Origin of the sequence: Streptomyces sp. NBC_00285 (assembly GCF_036174265.1) — a bacterium.
Classification (GTDB): Bacteria; Actinomycetota; Actinomycetes; order Streptomycetales; family Streptomycetaceae; genus Streptomyces.
Window position 1 is genome coordinate 2868803 of sequence record NZ_CP108055.1, and the last position, 20573, is coordinate 2889375.

Genomic DNA, 20573 nt, shown 5'->3' on the forward strand with positions numbered 1-20573 from the left:
GTCACACCCGCTCGATCACCGTCACGTTCGCCTGCCCGCCGCCCTCGCACATCGTCTGGAGTCCGTACCGGCCGCCTGTGCGTTCCAGTTCGTGGAGCAGGGTCGTCATGAGCTTCAGGCCCGTGGCGCCCAGCGGGTGTCCGAGGGCGATCGCGCCGCCGTTGACGTTGACCTTGTCGGGGTCGGCCCCGGTCTCCTTCAGCCAGGCCAGGACGACCGGGGCGAAGGCCTCGTTGATCTCGACGAGGTCGATGTCGTCGATGGTGAGGCCGGTCTTCTTCAGGGCGTGGGCGGTGGCCGGGATGGGGGCGGTGAGCATGCGGATGGGGTCCTCGCCGCGCACGGAGAGGTGGTGGACGCGGGCACGTGGCGTGAGGCCGTGTTCGCGGACCGCCCGTTCCGAGGCGATCAGCATGGCGGCCGCGCCGTCGGAGACCTGCGAGGAGCAGGCGGCCGTGACGGTGCCGCCCTCGATGACCGGCTTCAGGGCGGCCATCTTCTCCAGGGAGGTGTCCCGGCGCGGGCCCTCGTCGACGGCGGCCTCGCCATAGGCCACCGTCTCGCGCTCGAAGCGCCCCTCGTCGATGGCCCGCAGTGCCCGCCGGTGCGAGCGCAGGGCGAACTCCTCCTGATCCTGCCTGCTGATGCCCCATTTGGCGGCGATCGTCTCGGCTCCGACGAACTGGTTCACCGGCCGGTCCCCGTACCGCGCCTGCCAGCCCTCGCTGCCCGCGAAGGGCCCCTGGGTCAGTCCGAGCGGTTCGGCGGCCTGCCGGGTCGCGAAGGCGATCGGGATCATGGACATGTTCTGCACCCCGCCGGCGACGACCAGGTCCTGCGTCCCGGACAGCACACCTTGCGCGGCGAAGTGCACGGCCTGCTGCGAGGACCCGCACTGCCGGTCCACGGTCACCCCGGGCACCTCCTCGGGCAGTCCGGCCGCCAGCCACGAGGTCCGCGCGATGTCCCCGGCCTGCGGGCCGACCGCGTCCAGGCACCCGAACACGACGTCCTCGACGGCGGCGGGATCCACGCCCGCGCGCGCGATCAGCGCCTTGAGCACATGTGCGCCCAGATCGGCCGGGTGGACCCCGCTCAGTCCTCCCCCGCGCCGCCCGACGGGCGTACGGACCGCTTCGACGATGTAGGCCTCGGCCATGGCAACTCCCTGCTCTGAAAGGGCTATTCGCGTACGGCGATCCCGTCCAGCACCATCGACAGGTACTGCCGGGCGATCTCCTCCGGGCTGTGCTGTCCGCCGGGCCGGTACCAGGACGCGGCGACCCACACGGTGTCGCGCACGAACCGGTACGTCAGCCGTACGTCGAGGTCGGCCCGGAACACCTCGGCCGCGACCCCGCGCTCCAGCGTGGACAGCCAGGCCTTCTCGAACCTGCGCTGCGACTCGGCGAGGAACGCGAACCGTTCCTGCGCGACCAGCTGCCTGCTCTCCTTCTGGTAGATCGCGACGGCCGCGCGGTGCCGGTCGATCTCCCGGAACGACTCGGTGACCAGGGCCTCCAGGGTCTCGCGGGGGCCCAGCTCGGCGTCCAGGACGGTGTCGTAGCCGTCCCAGAGCTCGTCGAGGAAGGTCCGCAGGATCTCCTCCAGCATCGATTCCTTGGAGTCGAAGTGGTAGTAGAGGCTGCCCGCGAGCATGCCCGCGTGGTCGGCGATCTTGCGTACGGTCGTGGCGTTGTAGCCCTGTTCGGCGAAGACCTCGGCGGCGGTGTCGAGGAGTTCGCGACGGCGGGCGGGCGCCGCGGCGCTCACCTGGGGCTTCTTCTTGGTCGGCACATCGTCCATTGTCCTAGGCGTGTTGACTGCTGACGGCGACGACCTCGCCCGTCATGTACGAGGAGTAGCCGGACGCCAGGAACACGATCACGTTGGCCACCTCCCAGGGCTGCGCGTACCGCCCGAAGGCCTCGCGCGCGGTGAGTTCCGCCAGCAGCTCCGCCGACGTCACCTTCACCAGGTGCGGGTGCATGGCGAGGCTCGGTGACACGGCGTTGACGCGTACGCCGTACTCGGCGGCCTCCACGGCTGCGCACCGGGTCAGGGCCATCACGCCGGCCTTCGCGGCGGCGTAGTGCGCCTGGCCGGCCTGGGCTCGCCAGCCGACGACTGAGGCGTTGTTGACGATCACTCCGCCGTGGGAGTCACGGGAGTCCTTCATCAGCCGCAGGGCCGCCCGGGTGCAGCGGAACGTGCCGGTCAGCGTGACGTCCAGGACGCGGGTCCACTGGTCGTCGCTCATGTCGACGAGGGCCGAAGTGCCGCCGAGGCCCGCGTTGTTGACGAGGATGTCGAGCCTGCCGTGCTCTCCTACGGCGGTCTCGAACAGCGTCCGCACCTGTTCCTCGTCGGTGACGTCACAGGGCAGCACGGCGACCCGGTCCGGGCCGAACTCCCCGGCCAGTGCGGCGCCGTACTCCTTCAGCCGGCGTGCGTGCGCGTCGCTGATCAGGACGCGCGCGCCCTCCTCCAGGAAGCGGCGTGCGGTCGCCCCGCCGATGCCCGCGCCGGCCGCGGCCGTGATGACGGCGGTGCGTCCCTTCAGCAGCCCGTGCCCCGGTTCGTACACCGGACTCTCGACGCCTGTCATGACGTCACGCTAACCTACCAAACACTTGTTAGGGAAGGACGGGTGGCCATGGATCTGGCGTTCACGCAGGCGGAGGATGCCTTCCGCGCCGAGGCCCGCGCATGGCTGCGCGCGCATGTGCCCGCCGCTCCCCTGCCCTCCCTGGAGACCGAGGAGGGCTTCGCGGCTCATCGCGCCTGGGAGGCGGAACTCGCGGCGGACCGCTGGCCGGTGGTCAACTGGCCGACGGCGTACGGCGGCCGGGACGCCGGACTGATCGGCTGGCTGCTCTTCGAGGAGGAGTACTACGCGGCCGGAGCGCCCGGCCGCGTCAGCCAGAACGGCATCAGCCTCCTCGCGCCGACCCTCTTCGACCACGGCACACCGGAGCAACGCGCGCGCGTACTGCCGCCGATGGCCACCGGGGAGACGGTCTGGGCGCAGGCCTGGTCGGAGCCGGAGGCGGGCTCGGATCTGGCATCCCTGAGGTCGAGGGCCGTGCGCACGGAGGGCGGCTGGCTGCTCAGCGGCCAGAAGACCTGGTCCTCCCGGGCCGCCTTCGCGGACCGCGCGTTCGGCCTGTTCCGCACCGACCCGGACACCCCCAGACCCCACCAGGGCCTGACCTACCTGATGTTCGACCTGCGTGCCGCCGGTGTCACCGTGCGCCCGATCCGCCGCCTCGACGGGAAACCGGCCTTCGCCGAGCTCTTCCTGGACGAGGTGTTCGTACCCGACGCGGACGTCATCGGCGCCCCCGGCCAGGGCTGGCGGATCGCGATGTCCGCAGCGGGCAACGAACGCGGGCTGATGCTCCGCTCCCCGGGCCGCTACCTCGCGGCCGCCGAGCGTCTGCACACCCTGTGGCGGACCCAGGGCAGCCCGCGGGACACCCGGGACCGGGTCGCGGACGCCCTGATCGGAGCCCGCGCCTACCAGCTCTTCACCTACGCCGCCGCCTCCCGTTTCCTGGACGGCGACGCGCTCGGCCCCGAGTCCAGCCTCAACAAGGTGTTCTGGTCCGAGTACGACATCGCGCTCACCGAGACGGCCCTCGATCTCCTGGGCGAGGAGGGCGAGTTCGCGGACACGGAGTGGGCCGAGCGGTACGTCTTCGCGCTGGCCGGCCCCATCTACGCCGGCACGAACGAGATCCAGCGCGACATCATCGCCGAACGCGTTCTGGGCCTGCCGAAGGGACGCCGGTGATGCGGTTTCTGCTCGACTCCGAACAGCGCGCGTTCGCCGCCTCCTTGGACGCGATGCTGACGGCCGCGGACACGCCCCGCGTGATACGGGACTGGAGCCGCGGCGACCACGACAGCGGCCGCACACTGTGGCACCGTGTCGCCGACGCGGGCGTGTTCGCCCTGGCGGTACCGGAGACCTACGAGGGCATGGGCCCCCGTCCCGTGGAACTCGCCGTGGCCTTCGTGGAGTTGGGGCGACACGCGGTTCCCGGCCCGCTGGTGGAGACGGTCGCGGCGGCGACACTGCTCGCGTCGCTGGACGACACCGGCCCGGCGAAGCGCCTGCTGCCCGCGCTGGCCTCGGGCGAGTCGACGGCGACCTGGGCCACGGGGCCGTACGCGCTGGACGCCGACATGGCGGATGTACGGCTGACGCTCTCGGGGGCGGAACTGCACCTCGCACCCCCGCCCGTCGGCCCGCCCCGTGCCTCCCTCGACCCCGCCCGCCGCCTCTCCCACCTCCCCCCCGGCGGCGAACTCCTCGCCGTCGGTCCCCAGGTGACCGCGGCCGCCGCCCACGCCCTCACCACCGCCCGCCTCACCACTGCCGCCCAAGCCCTCGGTGCGGGCCTCGCCCTCCTCGACATGACGGTCGCCCACGTCAAGCAGCGCACCCAGTTCGGCGCACCCATAGGGTCCTTCCAGGCCGTCAAGCACCAACTCGCCGATGCCAAGCTCGCGTTGGAGTTCGCGCGCCCCCTGCTCCTCGGCGCCGCCCTGACCATGACCCCCTCGGACGTCGCCGCCGCCAAGGTCACGGCCTGCGAGGCGGCGTACCGGACCGCCCGGACCGCGCTCCAGCTCCATGGCGCGATCGGCTACACGGCGGAGTGCGACCTGTCCCTCCGGCTCACCAAGGCCCGTGCGCTGCGCACCGCGTGGGGCACCCCCGACGAGTGCCGCGCGACCGTCCTCAGCGATGGTCGCCGCCGCTGAGGGACCTGGACGAGGAAGCGACAGCGGCCCCCCGTCGGGCCTCACTGCCCTGAGCGCGGCCGGTGCGCGGTCGGCGTGGCGTGCTCGGACGGCGTCGGCCGGACGGATCACGGCCGTGCCCCGGGTCATGCAGGTCCTCATCGGCCCCGACGCGCTCGCCTGCGCCACCTCCTCGGTCGGCTCTCCCGCGATGCGGCCGCCTTCGCCTGCGCGTACGCTCCCCGTGCGCACCTGCACCTGGGGCGCCGAGGTCGCCGAGCTGACGGGAGCCCAGTGAAACGCGCCGGAGTACTGCTCTTCGCGGCCGTCCCCGTGGCCGTGACGGCGTCGGTCTGCTTTCTCACGCCCCAACAGTCCGACACGGGACGGGCGGGTCCCTTCGGCGCCCACCGGTCGCAGCCGGCCGAGAACGCCAGGGACCCCCTGGACGCCAAGGCCCGGGCCGAACAGCCGACACCGACACCGACGCCGTCAGCGAGCCCACAGGACGACGAGACGCCCGCCGGCCCGCCGCCGGGCCTGGACGCCCCCGCCGAGAAGGAGCTCGCCCAGCAGCTGGTGGCGAGCGCCGAGAACTCCACCCTCGAATGGCGCAGCGCCTACGCCTACATCGAGGACATCGGCGACGGCCAGGGCTACACGGCCGGCCTCATCGGCTTCTGCACCGGCACCCACGATCTGCTCACCCTCGTCGAGCGCTACACGAAGGACCACCCCGGCAACGGCCTCGCCGCCTACCTGCCCGCCCTGCGCGCGGTCGACGGCAGCGATTCCCACGAGGGCCTGGACCCCGGCTTCACGGCCGCGTGGAAGGCGGAGGCCTCCCTGCCGGCCTTCCAGAAGGCCCAGGACACGGAACGCGACCGCGTCTACTTCGACCCCGCCGTCCGCCTCGCCAAGCTCGACGGACTCGGTGCGCTCGGCCAGTTCGTCTACTACGACGCCATGGTCTTCCACGGCCCCGGCACCGACGCCGGCAGCTTCTACGGCCTGCGCGCACGCGCCCTCGAACAGGCCGACAGCCCGGCCGAGGGCGGGTCCGAGAAGGCCTACCTGAACGCCTTCCTCGATGTCCGCCGGGCCGCCATGAAGACGCGCAAGGCGGACATCGACACCTCCCGCGTCGACACCGCCCAGAGGTGGTTCCTGAACGAGGGGAACCTGCACCTGACGCCACCGCTGGAGTGGCAGGTGTACGGGGAGACGTACCGGGTTCCGTGAGAGGACATGCGACGGCGCCCGCCTTCCGGTCCGGTCGGGGACGTGGAGGGCAGGCGCCGTCTCGGGGGGTCCGGGGGATGTCCCCCGGAGAGCCCGCCCGTACGCCGTTGTACGGGAGTTCGTTGAGGGACCGTCAGGTCCCCTGTGTCACCGTCAGACCATCAGCGAACGGTCCGTCGGGCGGATCGGCGCGGGCAGTTCGCTCGCGCCGGCCAGGAAGCGGTCGGTGCCGCGGGCGGCCGAACGGCCCTCCGCGATCGCCCACACGATGAGCGACTGGCCGCGGCCCGCGTCACCGGCGACGAAGACACCCGGCACGTTGGTCTGGAAGTCGGCGTCGCGGGCGATGTTGCCGCGCTCGTCGAGGTCCAGGCCGAACTGCTCGACCAGGCCGTTGTCCCGGTCGGTGCCGGTGAAGCCCATCGCGAGGGTGACGAGCTGGGCGGGGATCTTGCGCTCGGTGCCCGGCTTCGGGGTCAGCCGGCCCTCGATGAACTCGACCTCGCTGAGGTGCAGCCACTGGACGTTGCCGTCCTCGTCGCCCTCGAAGTGGGTGGTGGAGACGGAGTAGACCCGCTCGCCGCCCTCCTCGTGCGCGGAGGTGACCTTGTAGAGCATCGGGAACGTCGGCCACGGCTGGCCCGGGTTCCGCTCCTCGCCCGGCTGGGGCATGATCTCCAGCTGGGTGACGGAGGCCGCGCCCTGGCGGTGGGCGGTGCCCACGCAGTCGGCGCCGGTGTCGCCACCGCCGATGACGACGACGTGCTTGCCCTCGGCGGAGACCGGGGCGGTGACGTAGTCACCCTCCTGGACCTTGTTCGCCAGCGGCAGGTACTCCATCGCCTGGTAGACGCCCTTCAACTCCCGCCCGGGGACGGGAAGATCACGGGCCATCGTGGCGCCGGCGGCGATGACGACGGCGTCGTACCGCTTCTTCAGGTCGGTCGCCTTGAGGTCGCGGCCGATCTCGATGCCGGTGCGGAAGCGGGTGCCCTCCGCGCGCATCTGCTCGATACGGCGGTTGATGTGCCGCTTCTCCATCTTGAACTCGGGGATGCCGTAGCGGAGGAGGCCTCCGATGCGGTCCGCGCGCTCGTAGACGGCGACGGTGTGGCCGGCCCGGGTGAGCTGCTGGGCGGCGGCGAGACCGGCGGGGCCCGACCCGATGACGGCGACGGTCTTGCCGGACAGGCGCTCCGGGGCCTGGGCCGCGACGTCGCCGCTGTCCCAGGCCTTGTCGATGATCGAGACCTCGACGTTCTTGATGGTCACGGCCGGCTGGTTGATGCCGAGCACACACGCCGACTCGCACGGGGCCGGGCACAACCGGCCCGTGAACTCGGGGAAGTTGTTGGTCGCGTGCAGACGCTCGCTCGCGGCCGCCCAGTCCTCGCGGTAGGCGTAGTCGTTCCACTCGGGGATGAGGTTCCCGAGCGGACAGCCGTTGTGACAGAACGGGATACCGCAGTCCATGCAGCGGCTGGCCTGCTTGCTGATGATCGGCAGCAGGGAGCCGGGGACGTAGACCTCGTTCCAGTCCTTCAGACGTACGTCGACGGGGCGGGACTTGGCGACCTCACGGCCGTGGTTCAAAAAGCCCTTCGGGTCAGCCATTGATCGCCGCCTCCATCATCTTCTCGGTGATCTCGGACTCGGAGAGTCCCGCCTGCTCGGCGGCGTCCTTGGCGGCGAGCACTGCCTTGTACGTGCTGGGGATGATCTTGCTGAAGCGCTCCACGGCGGTGTCCCACTCGGCGAGCAGCTTCTCGGCGACCGTGGAGGCGGTCTCCTCCTGGTGGCGGCGCACCACGTCGTGCAGCCACTGCTTGTCCGTGTCGTCCAGAGCCTCTATGGCGTCGACATTGCCGACGTTGACGTCGTCCCGGTCGAGGTCGATGACGTAGGCGACGCCGCCGGACATGCCGGCCGCGAAGTTACGGCCCGTCCGTCCGAGGACGACCGCGTGACCGCCGGTCATGTACTCGCAGCCGTGGTCGCCCACGCCCTCCGAGACGACCGTGGCACCGGAGTTGCGGACGCAGAAGCGCTCGCCGGTGCGACCGCGCAGGAACAGCTCGCCGCCGGTCGCGCCGTACGCGATGGTGTTGCCCGCGATCGTCGAGTACTCGGCGAGGTGGTCGGCGCCCCGGTCGGGACGGACGATCACCCGGCCGCCGGAGAGGCCCTTGCCGACGTAGTCGTTGGCGTCGCCCTCCAGGCGCAGCGTGACACCGCGCGGGAGGAAGGCGCCGAAGGACTGGCCCGCCGAGCCGGTGAAGGTGATGTCGATGGTGTCCTCGGGCAGGCCCGCACCGCCGAACTTCTTCGTCACCTCGTGGCCGAGCATGGTGCCGACCGTGCGGTTGATGTTGCGGATGGAGACCTGGGCGCGCACCGGCTGGGCGTCGGTCGCCGAGTCTGCGGCCAGGGCGTCGGCGGCGAGCTTGATCAGCTCGTTGTCGAGCGCCTTCTCCAGGCCGTGGTCCTGCGCGATGACCTGGTGCAGCGCGGTGCCCTCGGGCAGCTCGGGCACGTAGAAGAGCGGGGCCAGGTCCAGGCCCTGCGCCTTCCAGTGGTCGACGGCACGCGCGACGTCGAGGGTCCCGGCGTGGCCGACGGCCTCCTCGATGGTGCGGAAGCCCAGCTCGGCGAGGATCTCGCGGACCTCTTCGGCGATGAACTTGAAGAAGTTCACGATGTACTCGGCCTTGCCGGTGAACCGGTCACGCAGTACCGGGTTCTGGGTGGCGATGCCGACCGGGCAGGTGTCCAGGTGGCAGACGCGCATCATGACGCAGCCGGAGACGACGAGCGGTGCGGTTGCGAAACCGAACTCCTCGGCGCCGAGCAGCGCGGCGATGACGACGTCACGGCCGGTCTTGAGCTGACCGTCGGTCTGGACGACGATGCGGTCACGCAGTCCGTTGAGCAGCAGGGTCTGCTGGGTCTCGGCGAGACCGAGCTCCCAGGGGCCGCCGGCGTGCTTCAGCGAGGTCAGCGGGGAGGCACCGGTACCGCCGTCGTGACCGGAGATCAGGACGACGTCCGCGTGGGCCTTGGACACGCCCGCCGCGACGGTGCCGACGCCGACCTCGGAGACCAGCTTCACGTGGATCCGCGCCTGCGGGTTCGCGTTCTTCAGGTCGTGGATCAGCTGGGCGAGGTCTTCGATGGAGTAGATGTCGTGGTGCGGCGGCGGGGAGATCAGACCGACACCCGGGGTGGAGTGCCGGGTCTTGGCGACCCACGGGTAGACCTTGTGGCCGGGCAGCTGGCCGCCCTCGCCGGGCTTGGCGCCCTGGGCCATCTTGATCTGGATGTCGTCCGCGTTGACCAGGTACTCCGAAGTCACACCGAAGCGGCCGGAGGCGACCTGCTTGATCGCGGAACGCCGGGCCGGGTCGTACAGCCGGTCCGCGTCCTCGCCGCCCTCACCGGTGTTGGACTTGCCGCCCAGCTGGTTCATGGCGATGGCGAGGGTTTCGTGCGCCTCCTTGGAGATGGAGCCGTACGACATGGCGCCGGTGGAGAAGCGCTTGACGATCTCGGAGACCGGCTCGACCTCGTCGACGGAGATCGAGGGCCGGTCCGACTTGAAGCCGAAGAGTCCGCGCAGCGTCATGAGGCGCTCGGACTGCTCGTTCACGCGGTCCGTGTACTTCTTGAAGATGTCGTAACGGTTGGCGCGCGTGGAGTGCTGGAGGCGGAAGACCGTCTCCGGGTCGAACAGGTGCGGCTCGCCCTCGCGGCGCCACTGGTACTCGCCGCCTATCTCCAGGGCGCGGTGCGCCGGCGCGATGCCGGAGGCGGGGTACGCCTTGGCGTGCCGGGCGGCGACCTCCTTGGCGACGACGTCGATGCCGATGCCGCCGATCTTGGTGGCGGTGCCGCTGAAGTACTTCTGGACGAAGGCCGAGTCGAGGCCGACGGCCTCGAAGACCTGGGCGCCGCGGTAGGAGGCGACGGTCGAGATGCCCATCTTGGACATGACCTTCAGAACACCCTTGCCCAGGGCGTAGATCAGGTTGCGGATGGCCTTCTCGGACTCGATGTCCGACAGGAAGGTGCCGGCGCGGACGAGGTCCTCGACGGACTCCATCGCCAGGTAGGGGTTGACGGCCGCGGCGCCGAAGCCGATCAGCAGGGCGACGTGGTGGACCTCGCGGACGTCACCGGCCTCGACCAGCAGGCCCACCTCGGTGCGCTGCTTGGTGCGGATCAGGTGGTGGTGGACGGCCGCGGTGAGCAGCAGCGACGGGATCGGCGCGTGCTCGGCGTCGGAGTGGCGGTCGGAGAGGACGATCAGCCGGGCGCCGTTGTCGATGGCGGCGTCGGCCTCGGCGCAGATCTCCTCGATGCGCGCGGCGAGGGAGTCGCCGCCGCCGGAGACCCGGTACAGGCCGGAGAGGGTCGCGGCCTTGAAGCCGGGCATGTCGCCGTCGGCGTTGATGTGGATGAGCTTGGCCAGCTCGTCGTTGTCGATCACCGGGAACGGCAGGGTGACCGTGCGGCACGACGCGGCGGTCGGCTCCAGCAGGTTGCCCTGCGGGCCCAGCGAGCTGCGCAGCGAGGTGACCAGCTCTTCGCGGATCGCGTCCAGCGGCGGGTTGGTGACCTGCGCGAACAGCTGGGTGAAGTAGTCGAAGAGCAGCCGCGGGCGTGAGGAGAGCGCGGCGATCGGCGAGTCGGTGCCCATCGAACCGATGGGCTCGGCACCGGCCTTGGCCATCGGCGCGAGCAGGACGCGCAGCTCCTCCTCGGTGTAACCGAAGGTCTGCTGGCGGCGGGTGACCGAGGCGTGGGTGTGCACGATGTGCTCGCGCTCGGGCAGGTCGGAGAGTTCGATCTCCCCGGCCTCCAGCCACTCGGCGTACGGCCGCTCGGCGGCGAGGCCGGCCTTGATCTCGTCGTCCTCGATGATGCGGTGCTCGACGGTGTCGACGAGGAACATCCGGCCGGGCTGGAGGCGGCCCTTGCGGACCACCTTGGCGGGGTCGATGTCCAGGACGCCGACCTCGGAGCCGAGGACGACGAGGCCGTCGTCGGTGACCCAGTAGCGGCCGGGGCGAAGGCCGTTGCGGTCGAGGACCGCGCCGACCTGCTTGCCGTCGGTGAAGGTGACACAGGCCGGGCCGTCCCAGGGCTCCATCATCGTGGAGTGGAACTCGTAGAACGCGCGGCGGGCGGGCTCCATGGAGTCGTGGTTCTCCCACGCCTCCGGAATCATCATCAGCACGGAGTGCGGCAGTGAACGGCCGCCCAGGTGCAGGAGTTCGAGCACCTCGTCGAAGGACGCCGAGTCGGAGGCGTCCGGCGTACAGATCGGGAAGATCCGGTCCAGGGTGTCCCGGCCTCCGAAGAGGTCCGAGGCGAGCTGGGACTCGCGGGCGACCATCCAGTTGCGGTTGCCCTTGACGGTGTTGATCTCACCGTTGTGCGCGACGAAGCGGTACGGGTGGGCGAGCGGCCACGACGGGAAGGTGTTCGTGGAGAACCGGGAGTGCACGAGCGCGATCGCGGAGGCGAAGCGGCGGTCGGACAGGTCCGGGAAGAAGGGCTCCAGCTGGCCGGTGGTCAGCATGCCCTTGTACACGATCGTCCGCGCGGACAGCGACGCGAAGTACACGTCGGCCTCGCGCTCGGCGCGCTTGCGCAGCACGAAGGCCCTGCGGTCGAGGTCGAGGTCCGCCGAGGAACCGTCGCTGACGAACACCTGACGGAAGGTCGGCATCGTGGAGCGGGCGGTGGCGCCGAGCAGCTGCGGGGCGACCGGGACCTCGCGCCAGCCGAGGACCGTCAGGCCCTCCTCGTGGGCGATCGTCTCGATCTTCGAGACGGCGTCCTCGATGCCGTCGTCCGGCAGGAAGGCGATACCGACCGCGTACTCGCCGGCCGCGGGCAGCTCGAAGTCCGCCACCTCACGGAAGAAGGCGTCCGGAACCTGGGACAGGATGCCCGCGCCGTCACCCGAGTCGGGCTCGGCGCCGGTGGCACCGCGGTGCTCCAGGTTGCGCAGAACCGTGAGCGCCTGCTCGACCAGCGCGTGGCTCGCCTCGCCGGTGAGGGTGGCCACGAAGCCGACGCCACAGGCGTCGTGCTCGTTGCGGGGGTCGTACATACCCTGCGCAGCAGGGCGAGCATCCATGAAGGACCACTTCTGGCCATTCGTGGAGTGCTGGGACGGCTGGCGCGGCGTACGCATCGGCTCTCCCGTCGTCGTCAATTGGCATATTCAGATTGCCGAGGGACGACGTTGGCCCTCTGCGTTGTGCAAAATTTCGTGCAGGTTACATGATGGAGCGGATCTCGGGAACCGGATACTCCGTTCCAACATGCGGACGCCACGGGGCGCGAGGGGGGTGTCGCACACGTGGCTTGAAGTATGTGGGGACCGAGCCGGACTGATCGGTCAGATCCATGTCCGTCGGCCCAGGGAGCGGGGAGGGTGTCGTCATCGACCCCGCGAGCGCGCCGTAAGCGTCATTGCCCGTAGCGCTTGTGGCTCATGCCCAGTGGTTAAGCATTCGAAACCAGCGAGTAACGGCTACTTATGCGGACCACCGCATAAGTAGCAACCGATCTATCCTACGGCCGTTCCGAAGAAACTGCCCAGGGCGTACGTCACACCGGCCGCCGCGCCTCCCAGGACCAACTGCCGCAGGCCGCTGTACCACCAGGTCCGGGTGGTCACCCTGGCCACGACGGCACCGCACGCGAACAGTCCGACAAGGGCCAGCAGCACGGCGGGCCAGAGCACGGTCGCGCCGAGAAGATACGGGAGCACCGGCAGCACCGCACCCAGGGCGAAGGACCCGAAGCTGGACACGGCGGCGACGAGCGGGGAGGGCAGATCGCCCGGATCGATCCCCAGTTCCTCACGGGCATGGATCTCAAGGGCCTGCTCGGGGTCCTTCGACAGCTGCCGGGCGACCTCGCGCGCCAGCGCGGGCTCGACACCCCGCCCCTCGTACAGGGCGGCGAGCTCGGCCTCCTCGTCCTGCGGATGCTTGCGCAACTCCCGCCGCTCCACGTCCAGTTCGGCCTCGACGAGTTCGCGCTGCGCGGCGACGGAGGTGTACTCACCGGCGGCCATGGAGAAGGCGCCGGCGGCGAGCCCCGCGAGTCCGGTCAGCACGATGGTGTTCTGACCGACGGCCCCGCCGGCGACACCGGTCATCAGGGCGAGGTTGGAGACGAGTCCGTCCATGGCGCCGAAGACGGCGGGCCGCAGCCAGCCGCCGTTCACGTCCCGGTGCGTGTGGTTGTCGCGGTGTGCCTCGTGCAGCGGCGCTTCGATGTCGATGATGGCCATTCCGGTCCCCCAGGAAAGCTAAGCCAAAGCTAACTTTGGACATATTCTAATTCTTAACAACGACCACAGTACGACGGGCCATTCCCGCCCGCCAGCAAGGAAAGGCTGGGCTAACCAGCACCTTTACCTTCGAATGCACAGACGATCGCGACAGCGCTCATATGTCGACCGGGTGATGCTGAGGCTCTGGAGGCTCAGGTCAACCGCCGATGGTGGGACACATGGGCAAATGGTTCCGCCCGCGCGCGGAACACCGTCTGTCCTTGTGGAGAGGCCGCGTATGGCATCGATCGCCTGCATTCCCTCGGTCCCCGCGCCCCAGGGCGCCGCCGGACTCCGCGAGCGGGCCCGCGGCGCCCTGCTGGGCCTCGCGGTCGGAGACGCCCTCGGGGCCCCCGCCGAGAACATGAAGCCGTCGGAGATCCGCGCCCGCTGGGGCCGTATCGAGGGATACGTGGTGGACGAGCCGGCCGGCACGGACGACACGGAGTACGCGATCTTCTCCGGCCTGCTCCTTGCCCGCCACGGCTCGGCCCTGACCCCCTCCCATGTGGAGGCGGCCTGGCACGAGTGGATCGCGGACCGCGACGAGGGCCCGTTCCGGGGCGCGGGATTCAGTGAGCGCGGCACGCTGGAGAACCTCCGCCGGGGCCTCGCCGCCCCCATCTCCGCCCAGCACCGGCACGCCTGGAGCGACGGCCTGGCCATGCGGGCGGCCCCCTTCGGGGTCTTCGCGGCGGGCCGCCCCGCGGAGGCCGCCCGCCTGGTGGCAATCGACGGCTCGGTGAGCCATGCCGGCGAGGGCATCTACGGCGGCCAGGCGGTCGCGGCCGGAGTGGCGGCGGCGATGGCAGGCGCCCCGACGATCGCGGTGGTCGCCTCGGCGCTGGCGGTGATCCCGGACGACAGCTGGACGGCCCGCTCCCTGCGCCGTGCCGTGGCGGTGGCCCACCGGGGCGAACGGGCGGTCCGCTCCTGCGTCGTCATCGGCGGCTATCCGTGGACCGACCTGGCCCCGGAGGCGGTGGCCCTCGCCTTCGGGGCCTACGCGGTGGCCGACGGCGACTTCCGCGAGGCGGTGCTGACGGCGGTGAACATGGGGAGGGACGCCGACACCACGGCCGCGGTGGCGGGCGCACTGGCCGGCGCGACCAGGGGCGCGTCGGCCATCCCGGCCGACTGGGCATCGGCGATCGGCCCGGCGCGAGGCAGCTGCCTCCCCTCCATGGCGGGCCATCACGTCCTGGACGTGGCGGAACTGCTGGTGGCGGGCGAGGACACGAAGTGGAGCGGACAGCCGAATCCGAACGCCTTCGCACTCGCGGCGGACAACGACACGGAGGTGTCCTCATGACCCCACCGGCACCGTGGGACGAGACGGCGGCCCTCTCCCTCACAGCGAACGGGAGTTCAGCCGCTGCCACCGACGACGGGAACGCCCCGCAGGGGCCACCCGCACCCGACCAGGAAAGCCATGCGGATGGTGCCGGTGGGAGCCGGGGAACCGAGGACCCCGACGCGGCCCGGTTGCCGCAGGCAACCCGCGGGGACAAGGCCGAAAGGACCGTCGGCCTCCTCCTGGGCCTGGCCGCGGGCGACGCCGCCGGCTGGCCGGCCGCCCGCCACCGAGCGGCCCGGATGCCCGACTGGACCCGCCGCCTCACCCGCGAACTCGACACCTTCGCCGAGCAGAACGCCACCACCACCCTCCCCGTCCCCATCGCCCTGAACCAGCCCCCCGAGCCGCTGCGCCTGGGCCCCTCCGACGACGCCGAATGGGCGGCCTTCACCGCGGAAGCCCTCCTGCGCGCGGGAGACGACACGGCCTTGGGCGACCTGACCCGAGAACGCCGTACCAGAGCGGCGATCGACCTCACCTGGAACGCCCTGGCCGCCGAGGTGGCCGCGGCGGCGGACCGTGCCCCCGAGATCGAGTCCGCCGTCCTCCCGCTGCGCGCCCGTATCTCCGTACGGGCGGGACTGGGCAACCTCGTGGCCGGTCTGCGCCCGCCCGCCACCGGCCACGACAACCCCCACTACTTCGACGACGCGGCCTGCGTCCGGGCCTGCGTCCTCGCCGTCGCCCACCTCGGCGACCCCCGACTCGCCGCGGATCTCGCCGAGTTCGACGCCCGCTACACCCAGGACGGCGACGGGGTGCACGGCGCCCGGGCGATGGCCGCGGCCCTGTCCCTCGCCCTGACCGGCGCACCCGTCGACACCTGCGTGGCAGCGGCCCTCGCCGAACTCCCCGAGGACACCGAGATCGGCCGCAATGCCCGTCACGCCCTGCACCTCGCACGGTCCGCCGACAGCGCGTTCGCCCTGATCCCCGCCCTGGAACACGAGATCGTCGACCACGTCTACAGCTACGGCATCGCGGCCGCCGAAACCGTCCCGGTGGCCCTCGCCCTGGCCACCGCGGCCCGCGGCCGGATCGCCGAAGCGGTCCCGGCCGCGGCCTGTCTCTCCCGGGTCGCCGACTCGGCCCCCGCCCTGGCGGGGGCCCTGACCGGCGCACTGGGCGGCGCCGCCGCGATCCCCGCCTCCTGGCGGGCCACCTGCCGCACCCTCTCCGGCTGCGCCCTCCCCCGCCTCACCGGAACGGACCTCGTGGAACTCGCCGGACTCCTGGAATCCGCACAACCGCCCCTCCCGGGAGGATGATTCGGCGCATGACGCCCAAAAAACCAGAAACCGATCCAGAGCACAGCCTTGAGGACAGGATCACCGGCGCCCTCGTGGGTGCGGCGGTCGGCGACGCCCTCGGCGGTCCCGTCGAGGGCTACTCCCCCGACCAGATCCTCGAACGCCACGCCGGCCGCGTCCACGGCATCGTCGGCCCCTGGAACGGCGACGCCTGGCGCACCGCCCGCCCCATCGCCCCGTACCACAAGGGCGACGGCCACGTCACCGACGACACCTTGATGACCCACGCGCTGATCCGCGTCTACGACCGCGTCAGAGGCCACCTCGACGCCTACGCGATCGCCGACCACCTGGTCCCCGACCTGATGACGAACCCCCGCTGGATCCCGGAACTGGAGGCGGAGGCCCTGCCCCTGCACCGCATCTTCCTCGCGGAGAAGTGGCTGGTCACCCGCCTCCACTACGGCCATGTGGATCCGCGGGAAGCGGGCGTCGGCAACATCGTCAACTGCGGCGCGGCGATGTACATGGCCCCCGTGGGCCTGGTCAACGCGGCCGACCCGCGGGCCGCCTACGCGGAGGCCCTGGACATCGCGGCCGCCCACCAGTCGTCGTACGGCCGGGAGGCGGCGGGAGTCTTCGCGGCGGCGGTGGCCGCGGCGGCGACCCCGGACGCCACACCGGACTCGGTCGTCACGGCCTGTCTGACCCTGGCGAAGGACGGCACGCGTACCGCGATCGAGCAGGTCTGCGAAGTGGCCGGCCGGCACACGGACGTCGAATCGGCGCTACGACCCCTGCGCGAGGCCGTTGCCCCCTACGACACCGTGGGCCCCGACTACCGCGCCCCCTCCCTCGGCGCCCGCCGCCCCTCCCGTCTCCACACGATCGAGGAACTCCCCATCGCCCTGGGGATGTTGCTGGTGGCCGGCGGCGACTACCGCCAGGCGGTTCTCGGCTCGGTGAACTACGGCAGGGACTGCGACTCGATCGCCACCATGGCCGGTGCGCTGGCCGGCGCGCTCGGCTCCCCGGTCCCGGAGGACTGGTCCAAGACGGTCGCGGAAGCCAGCCGCCTGGACCTCTGGGAACCGGCGGCGACCCTGACGGCCGTGACCGGGGAGATCTTCGCGCAGGATGTACGCCATCGCCGAAGCCACGAGGCGGCGTTCGCGGCGCTCGGAGGCCCGAGATGCTCCGACTGACCTGGGTCCAGCCGGAGGACCTGCTCGGCCACGAACTGCGCCAGGCGTCCCAGGACGGCCGGGAGCCGTCCTCGGTCGCGGCGAGATGGCGGGCCGCGGGCGGCCCCGACGCCCCGCTGCGGGCGGGCGCCTCCGGGCAGCCCGCGTCGAGGTATCTGCGGCAGCTGGCAGAGGACCTGCTGGACGAACTGGCCGACCTGCCCAGCACGTTGGCGGACAGCGAGCCAACGGATCTGAGAAGGATCCGGAACCTGTGCCCGGACTGGCCCGCCCCCACTCCCACGGCGCCTCCGTCCGTGGCCGCGCTGGAAGCGGCCTGGCTGGGCCGGGCGGTCGGCTGCCTACTGGGCAAACCGGTGGAGAAGCTCCCCCTGGACGCCATCCGCCGACTCGCCCGGTCCACCGGCAACTGGCCCCTGAACACCTACTTCACGGCGAAGGGCGTACCCGCCGAACTCCTCACCGCCCACCCGTGGAACCGCCGCTCGGCCACCACGTCCCTCGCCGAGAACATCGACGGCATGCCCGAGGACGACGACCTCAACTACCCCTTGCTGAACCTGCTGTTGCTGCGACGCCACGGCAGGGCCTTCACCACCACGGACGTGGCGACCCGCTGGCTCGACGAACTCCCCGCGGGCCGAACGTTCACCGCCGAACGCGTCGCCTACCGCAACCTCCTCCAGGGCCTGGAACCCCCGAGGACGGCCCGCCACCGCAACCCCTTCCGCGAATGGATCGGCGCTCTCATCCGCGCCGACGTCCACGGCTGGACCAACCCCGGCAACCCGGCCGCGGCGGCCGAACAGGCCCACCGGGACGCCACCCTCAGCCACACGGCGAACGGCGTCTACGCGGCGATGTTCACGGCCGCGGTGATCGCCGAGGCCGCGTCCGGTACCACCGACATCCATGCCTGCCTGAACACCGGCCTCACCGTGATCCCCCCGAACTCCCGTCTGGCGAAGGCGATCACCCACGCCGTGCAACTCGCGGGGAAACACGCCGACTTCGACGACGTCGTGGACGAACTCCACGCCACCCACGCCGAAACCCACCACTGGGTCCACGCGATTCCCAACACCGCGCTGATCGCCGCCGCCCTCACCCACGCCGGCGGCGACTTCACCGGCTCCATCTGCCGTGCGGTCAGCGGAGGTTGGGACACCGACTCCAACGGCGCCACGGCAGGAAGCATCGCCGGCCTCCTCACCGGCGCCCCCGACCACCTCCCCGACCGCTGGACCGCCCCCCTCAAGAACCGTCTCGCCACCTCCGTCGCCGACTTCAACGGCACCGGCTTCGACACCCTGGCCCACCTCACCCACCGGGAGACTGCCCGCCCATGACCCACGCCCCCCTCACCGGTCTCCGCGTCCTCGACCTGGCCACCCTGTTCGCGGGTCCGCTGGCCGCCACCATGCTCGGCGACTTCGGCGCGGAGGTCGTCAAGATCGAGCACCCGACGAAACCGGATCCCTCCCGCGGCCACGGCCCCTCGAAGGACGGCATCGGCCTGTGGTGGAAACTCCTGGGCCGCAACAAGCGCACGATCACGCTGGACCTCTCGAAACCGGGCGGTCAGGCCACCTTCCTCCGCCTGGCCGAGACGGCGGACGTCGTCATCGAGAACTTCCGCCCCGGCACCCTGGAGAAGTGGGACCTCGGCTGGCCCGAGCTGTCCGCCGTCAACCCCCGCCTGGTCCTCACCCGGGTCACCGGCTTCGGTCAGTTCGGCCCCTACGCCCACCGCCCCGGCTTCGGCACGCTCGCCGAGGCGATGAGCGGCTTCGCGGCGATCACCGGCGAACCGGGCGCGCCCCCGGTCCTGCCGCCCTTCGGACTCGCCGACTCCATCGCCGGCCTGGCCACGGCCTACGCGGTGATGACGGCACTGGCGGCCCGCGACCGCACCGGCGAGGGCCAGGTCGTCGACATGGCGATCATCGAGCCGATCCTGACGGTCCTCGGCCCCCAGCCGACCTGGTACGACCAGCTCGGCCACGTCCAGGAACGCACCGGCAACCGTTCCGCCAACAACGCCCCGCGCAACACCTACCGCACGGCCGACGGCACCTGGGTCGCCGTCTCCACGTCGGCCCAGTCGATCGCGGAACGCGTGATGCGGCTGGTCGGCCGCCCCGAGCTGATCGACGAGCCGTGGTTCGCGACGGGAGCCCAAAGAGCGGAACACGCAGACGTGCTGGACGCGGCGGTCGGCTCCTGGATCGCCGGACGCACCCGCACCGAGGTCCTCTCGGCCTTCGAGAAAGCGGAGGCCGCGGTCGCACCCGTCCAGGACATCCGGGACGTGATGGCCGACCCGCAGTACCAGGCCCTCGACACCGTCACCACCGTCGACGACCCCGACCTCGGCCCACTGCGCATGCAGAACGTCCTCTTCCGCCTCTCCTCGACCCCCGGCGCGATCCGCTGGGCGGGCCGCCCGCACGGCGCGGACACGGAGGAGGTTCTGACAGAACTGGGCCTGGCCGAAGCCGAGTTGGCCACCCTGCGCGAGGAGGGGTCCGTATGACGACACTCACCTGGTTGTACGTCCCCGGCGATCGCCCCGCCATCGTCACCAAGGCCCTGTCCGCCGGCGCCGACGTGGTGGTCGTCGACCTGGAGGACGCGGTCGCGGCGGACCGCAAGGAGTACGCCCGCCAGGCCACCGCCGAACGCCTCACCGACCCCCAGCCGATCCCGGTCCACGTCCGGCTGAACGCCCTCGACGGTCCCCTGGCCGCAGCGGATCTGGCCGCGCTGGCCTCCCTTCCCGGGCTCTGCGGCCTGCGCCTGCCCAAGGTCACGACCCCCGGCCAGATCACCCGCGTCGCGAGGACGACGGCCACGGCCGAAGGAAGCGGTCCGCCCCTGTACGCCCTGCTCGAATCGGCCCTGGGCATCGAGCGGGCCTACGACATCGCCACCGCGCACCCCGCCCTCCGGGGGATCGCCCTCGGCGAGGCCGACCTCCGCGCCGACCTGGGCCTACGGGACGACACCGGCCTCGACTGGGCCCGCTCCCGGGTCGTGGTCGCCGCGCGAGCCGCGGCCCTGCCGCCCCCGCCCCAGTCGGTCCACCCCGACACCCGGGACCTGGACGGCCTCAGGACCTCCTGCGCCCACGGCCGCGCCCTGGGCTTTTTGGGACGGGCCGCGATCCACCCCCGCCAGCTCCCGGTCATCGAGCGCGCCTACCTCCCCACGGACGAGGAGATCGAGCGGGCGGAAACCGTCCTCAAGGCAGCAGAGGCCCAACAGGGAGCCCAGGCCCTCCCGGACGGCACCTTCATCGACGCGGCGGTGGTCGCCCAGGCCCACCGCACCCTGTCCCTGACCCACCGCCGCTGACCTACGACGAGGGCGCCCCGGGATCGGATCCCGGGGCGCCCTCGTCGACGTACGAC

At 71.5% G+C, this 20573-nt stretch carries 16 protein-coding genes; 10 read left to right on the forward strand and 6 right to left on the reverse strand.

Annotated features, from left to right (window positions below):
• Position 1: 1 nt before the first annotated feature.
• From OHT57_RS13240 to OHT57_RS13250, 3 genes are read right to left on the reverse strand one after another with little or no spacing between them, the layout of a single operon-like run.
• On the reverse strand, positions 2-1159 hold the full coding sequence (locus tag OHT57_RS13240; RefSeq protein WP_328746555.1) for an acetyl-CoA C-acetyltransferase: 1158 nt from the start codon (positions 1157-1159) through the stop codon (positions 2-4).
• 23 nt (positions 1160-1182) lie between these two features.
• Positions 1183-1797, reverse strand: coding sequence for a TetR/AcrR family transcriptional regulator (locus OHT57_RS13245; RefSeq protein ID WP_328746556.1), 615 nt, complete (start codon positions 1795-1797; stop codon positions 1183-1185).
• Between the two features lie 13 nt (positions 1798-1810).
• Positions 1811-2608 carry an SDR family oxidoreductase gene (locus OHT57_RS13250; protein WP_328746557.1) on the reverse strand — a complete coding sequence of 266 codons (798 nt, stop codon included), beginning with the start codon at positions 2606-2608 and terminating at the stop codon, positions 1811-1813.
• 48 nt (positions 2609-2656) lie between these two features.
• On the opposite strand from OHT57_RS13250, the gene OHT57_RS13255 reads away from it, so the two are divergent.
• The 4 genes from OHT57_RS13255 to OHT57_RS13270 all read left to right on the forward strand — a co-directional run bounded on the left by OHT57_RS13255 (position 2657) and on the right by OHT57_RS13270 (position 5994).
• Positions 2657-3796: an acyl-CoA dehydrogenase family protein gene (locus tag OHT57_RS13255; RefSeq protein WP_328746558.1), complete on the forward strand. Its 1140-nt coding sequence runs from the start codon at positions 2657-2659 to the stop codon at positions 3794-3796.
• Positions 3796-4773: an acyl-CoA dehydrogenase family protein gene (locus OHT57_RS13260; protein ID WP_328746559.1), complete on the forward strand. Its 978-nt coding sequence runs from the start codon at positions 3796-3798 to the stop codon at positions 4771-4773. Before OHT57_RS13255 ends, OHT57_RS13260 begins: the two co-directional genes overlap by 1 nt.
• A gap of 115 nt (positions 4774-4888) precedes the next feature.
• Positions 4889-5050 carry a hypothetical protein gene (locus tag OHT57_RS13265; protein WP_328746560.1) on the forward strand — a complete coding sequence of 54 codons (162 nt, stop codon included), beginning with the start codon at positions 4889-4891 and terminating at the stop codon, positions 5048-5050.
• Complete coding sequence (locus tag OHT57_RS13270; RefSeq protein ID WP_328746561.1) at positions 5047-5994, forward strand: chitosanase; 948 nt, start codon at positions 5047-5049, stop codon at positions 5992-5994. Before OHT57_RS13265 ends, OHT57_RS13270 begins: the two co-directional genes overlap by 4 nt.
• Positions 5995-6147: 153 nt before the next feature.
• Here the strand turns inward: OHT57_RS13270 and OHT57_RS13275 are convergent, their stop codons facing one another.
• The 3 genes from OHT57_RS13275 to OHT57_RS13285 all read right to left on the reverse strand — a co-directional run bounded on the left by OHT57_RS13275 (position 6148) and on the right by OHT57_RS13285 (position 13306).
• On the reverse strand, positions 6148-7608 hold the full coding sequence (locus OHT57_RS13275) for a glutamate synthase subunit beta (RefSeq protein ID WP_328746562.1): 1461 nt from the start codon (positions 7606-7608) through the stop codon (positions 6148-6150).
• Positions 7601-12196 carry a glutamate synthase large subunit gene (gene gltB / locus OHT57_RS13280; protein WP_328746563.1) on the reverse strand — a complete coding sequence of 1532 codons (4596 nt, stop codon included), beginning with the start codon at positions 12194-12196 and terminating at the stop codon, positions 7601-7603. Before gltB ends, OHT57_RS13275 begins: the two co-directional genes overlap by 8 nt.
• A 378-nt stretch (positions 12197-12574) precedes the next feature.
• Entirely contained in the window at positions 12575-13306 is a 732-nt protein-coding gene (locus OHT57_RS13285; RefSeq protein ID WP_328746564.1) for a VIT1/CCC1 transporter family protein, read from the reverse strand.
• Positions 13307-13586: 280 nt separating this feature from the next.
• Between OHT57_RS13285 and OHT57_RS13290 the strand changes: the two genes are divergently transcribed.
• From OHT57_RS13290 to OHT57_RS13315, 6 genes are read left to right on the forward strand one after another with little or no spacing between them, the layout of a single operon-like run.
• Positions 13587-14660 (forward strand): ADP-ribosylglycohydrolase family protein, encoded by a 1074-nt coding sequence (locus tag OHT57_RS13290; protein WP_328746565.1) that lies wholly within the window; start codon positions 13587-13589, stop codon positions 14658-14660.
• Positions 14657-15973 (forward strand): ADP-ribosylglycohydrolase family protein, encoded by a 1317-nt coding sequence (locus OHT57_RS13295; RefSeq protein WP_328746566.1) that lies wholly within the window; start codon positions 14657-14659, stop codon positions 15971-15973. The genes OHT57_RS13290 and OHT57_RS13295 overlap by 4 nt, the downstream gene beginning before the upstream one ends.
• Before the next feature lie 8 nt (positions 15974-15981).
• Positions 15982-17160: an ADP-ribosylglycohydrolase family protein gene (locus tag OHT57_RS13300; protein WP_328746567.1), complete on the forward strand. Its 1179-nt coding sequence runs from the start codon at positions 15982-15984 to the stop codon at positions 17158-17160.
• Positions 17148-18509, forward strand: a complete 1362-nt coding sequence (locus OHT57_RS13305) for an ADP-ribosylglycohydrolase family protein (protein WP_328746568.1) — start codon at positions 17148-17150, stop codon at positions 18507-18509. Before OHT57_RS13300 ends, OHT57_RS13305 begins: the two co-directional genes overlap by 13 nt.
• A complete protein-coding gene (locus OHT57_RS13310; protein WP_328746569.1) occupies positions 18506-19696 on the forward strand; it encodes a CaiB/BaiF CoA transferase family protein in 1191 nt (396 codons plus the stop codon). The genes OHT57_RS13305 and OHT57_RS13310 overlap by 4 nt, the downstream gene beginning before the upstream one ends.
• Positions 19693-20517: an HpcH/HpaI aldolase/citrate lyase family protein gene (locus tag OHT57_RS13315; protein WP_328746570.1), complete on the forward strand. Its 825-nt coding sequence runs from the start codon at positions 19693-19695 to the stop codon at positions 20515-20517. Before OHT57_RS13310 ends, OHT57_RS13315 begins: the two co-directional genes overlap by 4 nt.
• Positions 20518-20573 lie beyond the last annotated feature (56 nt).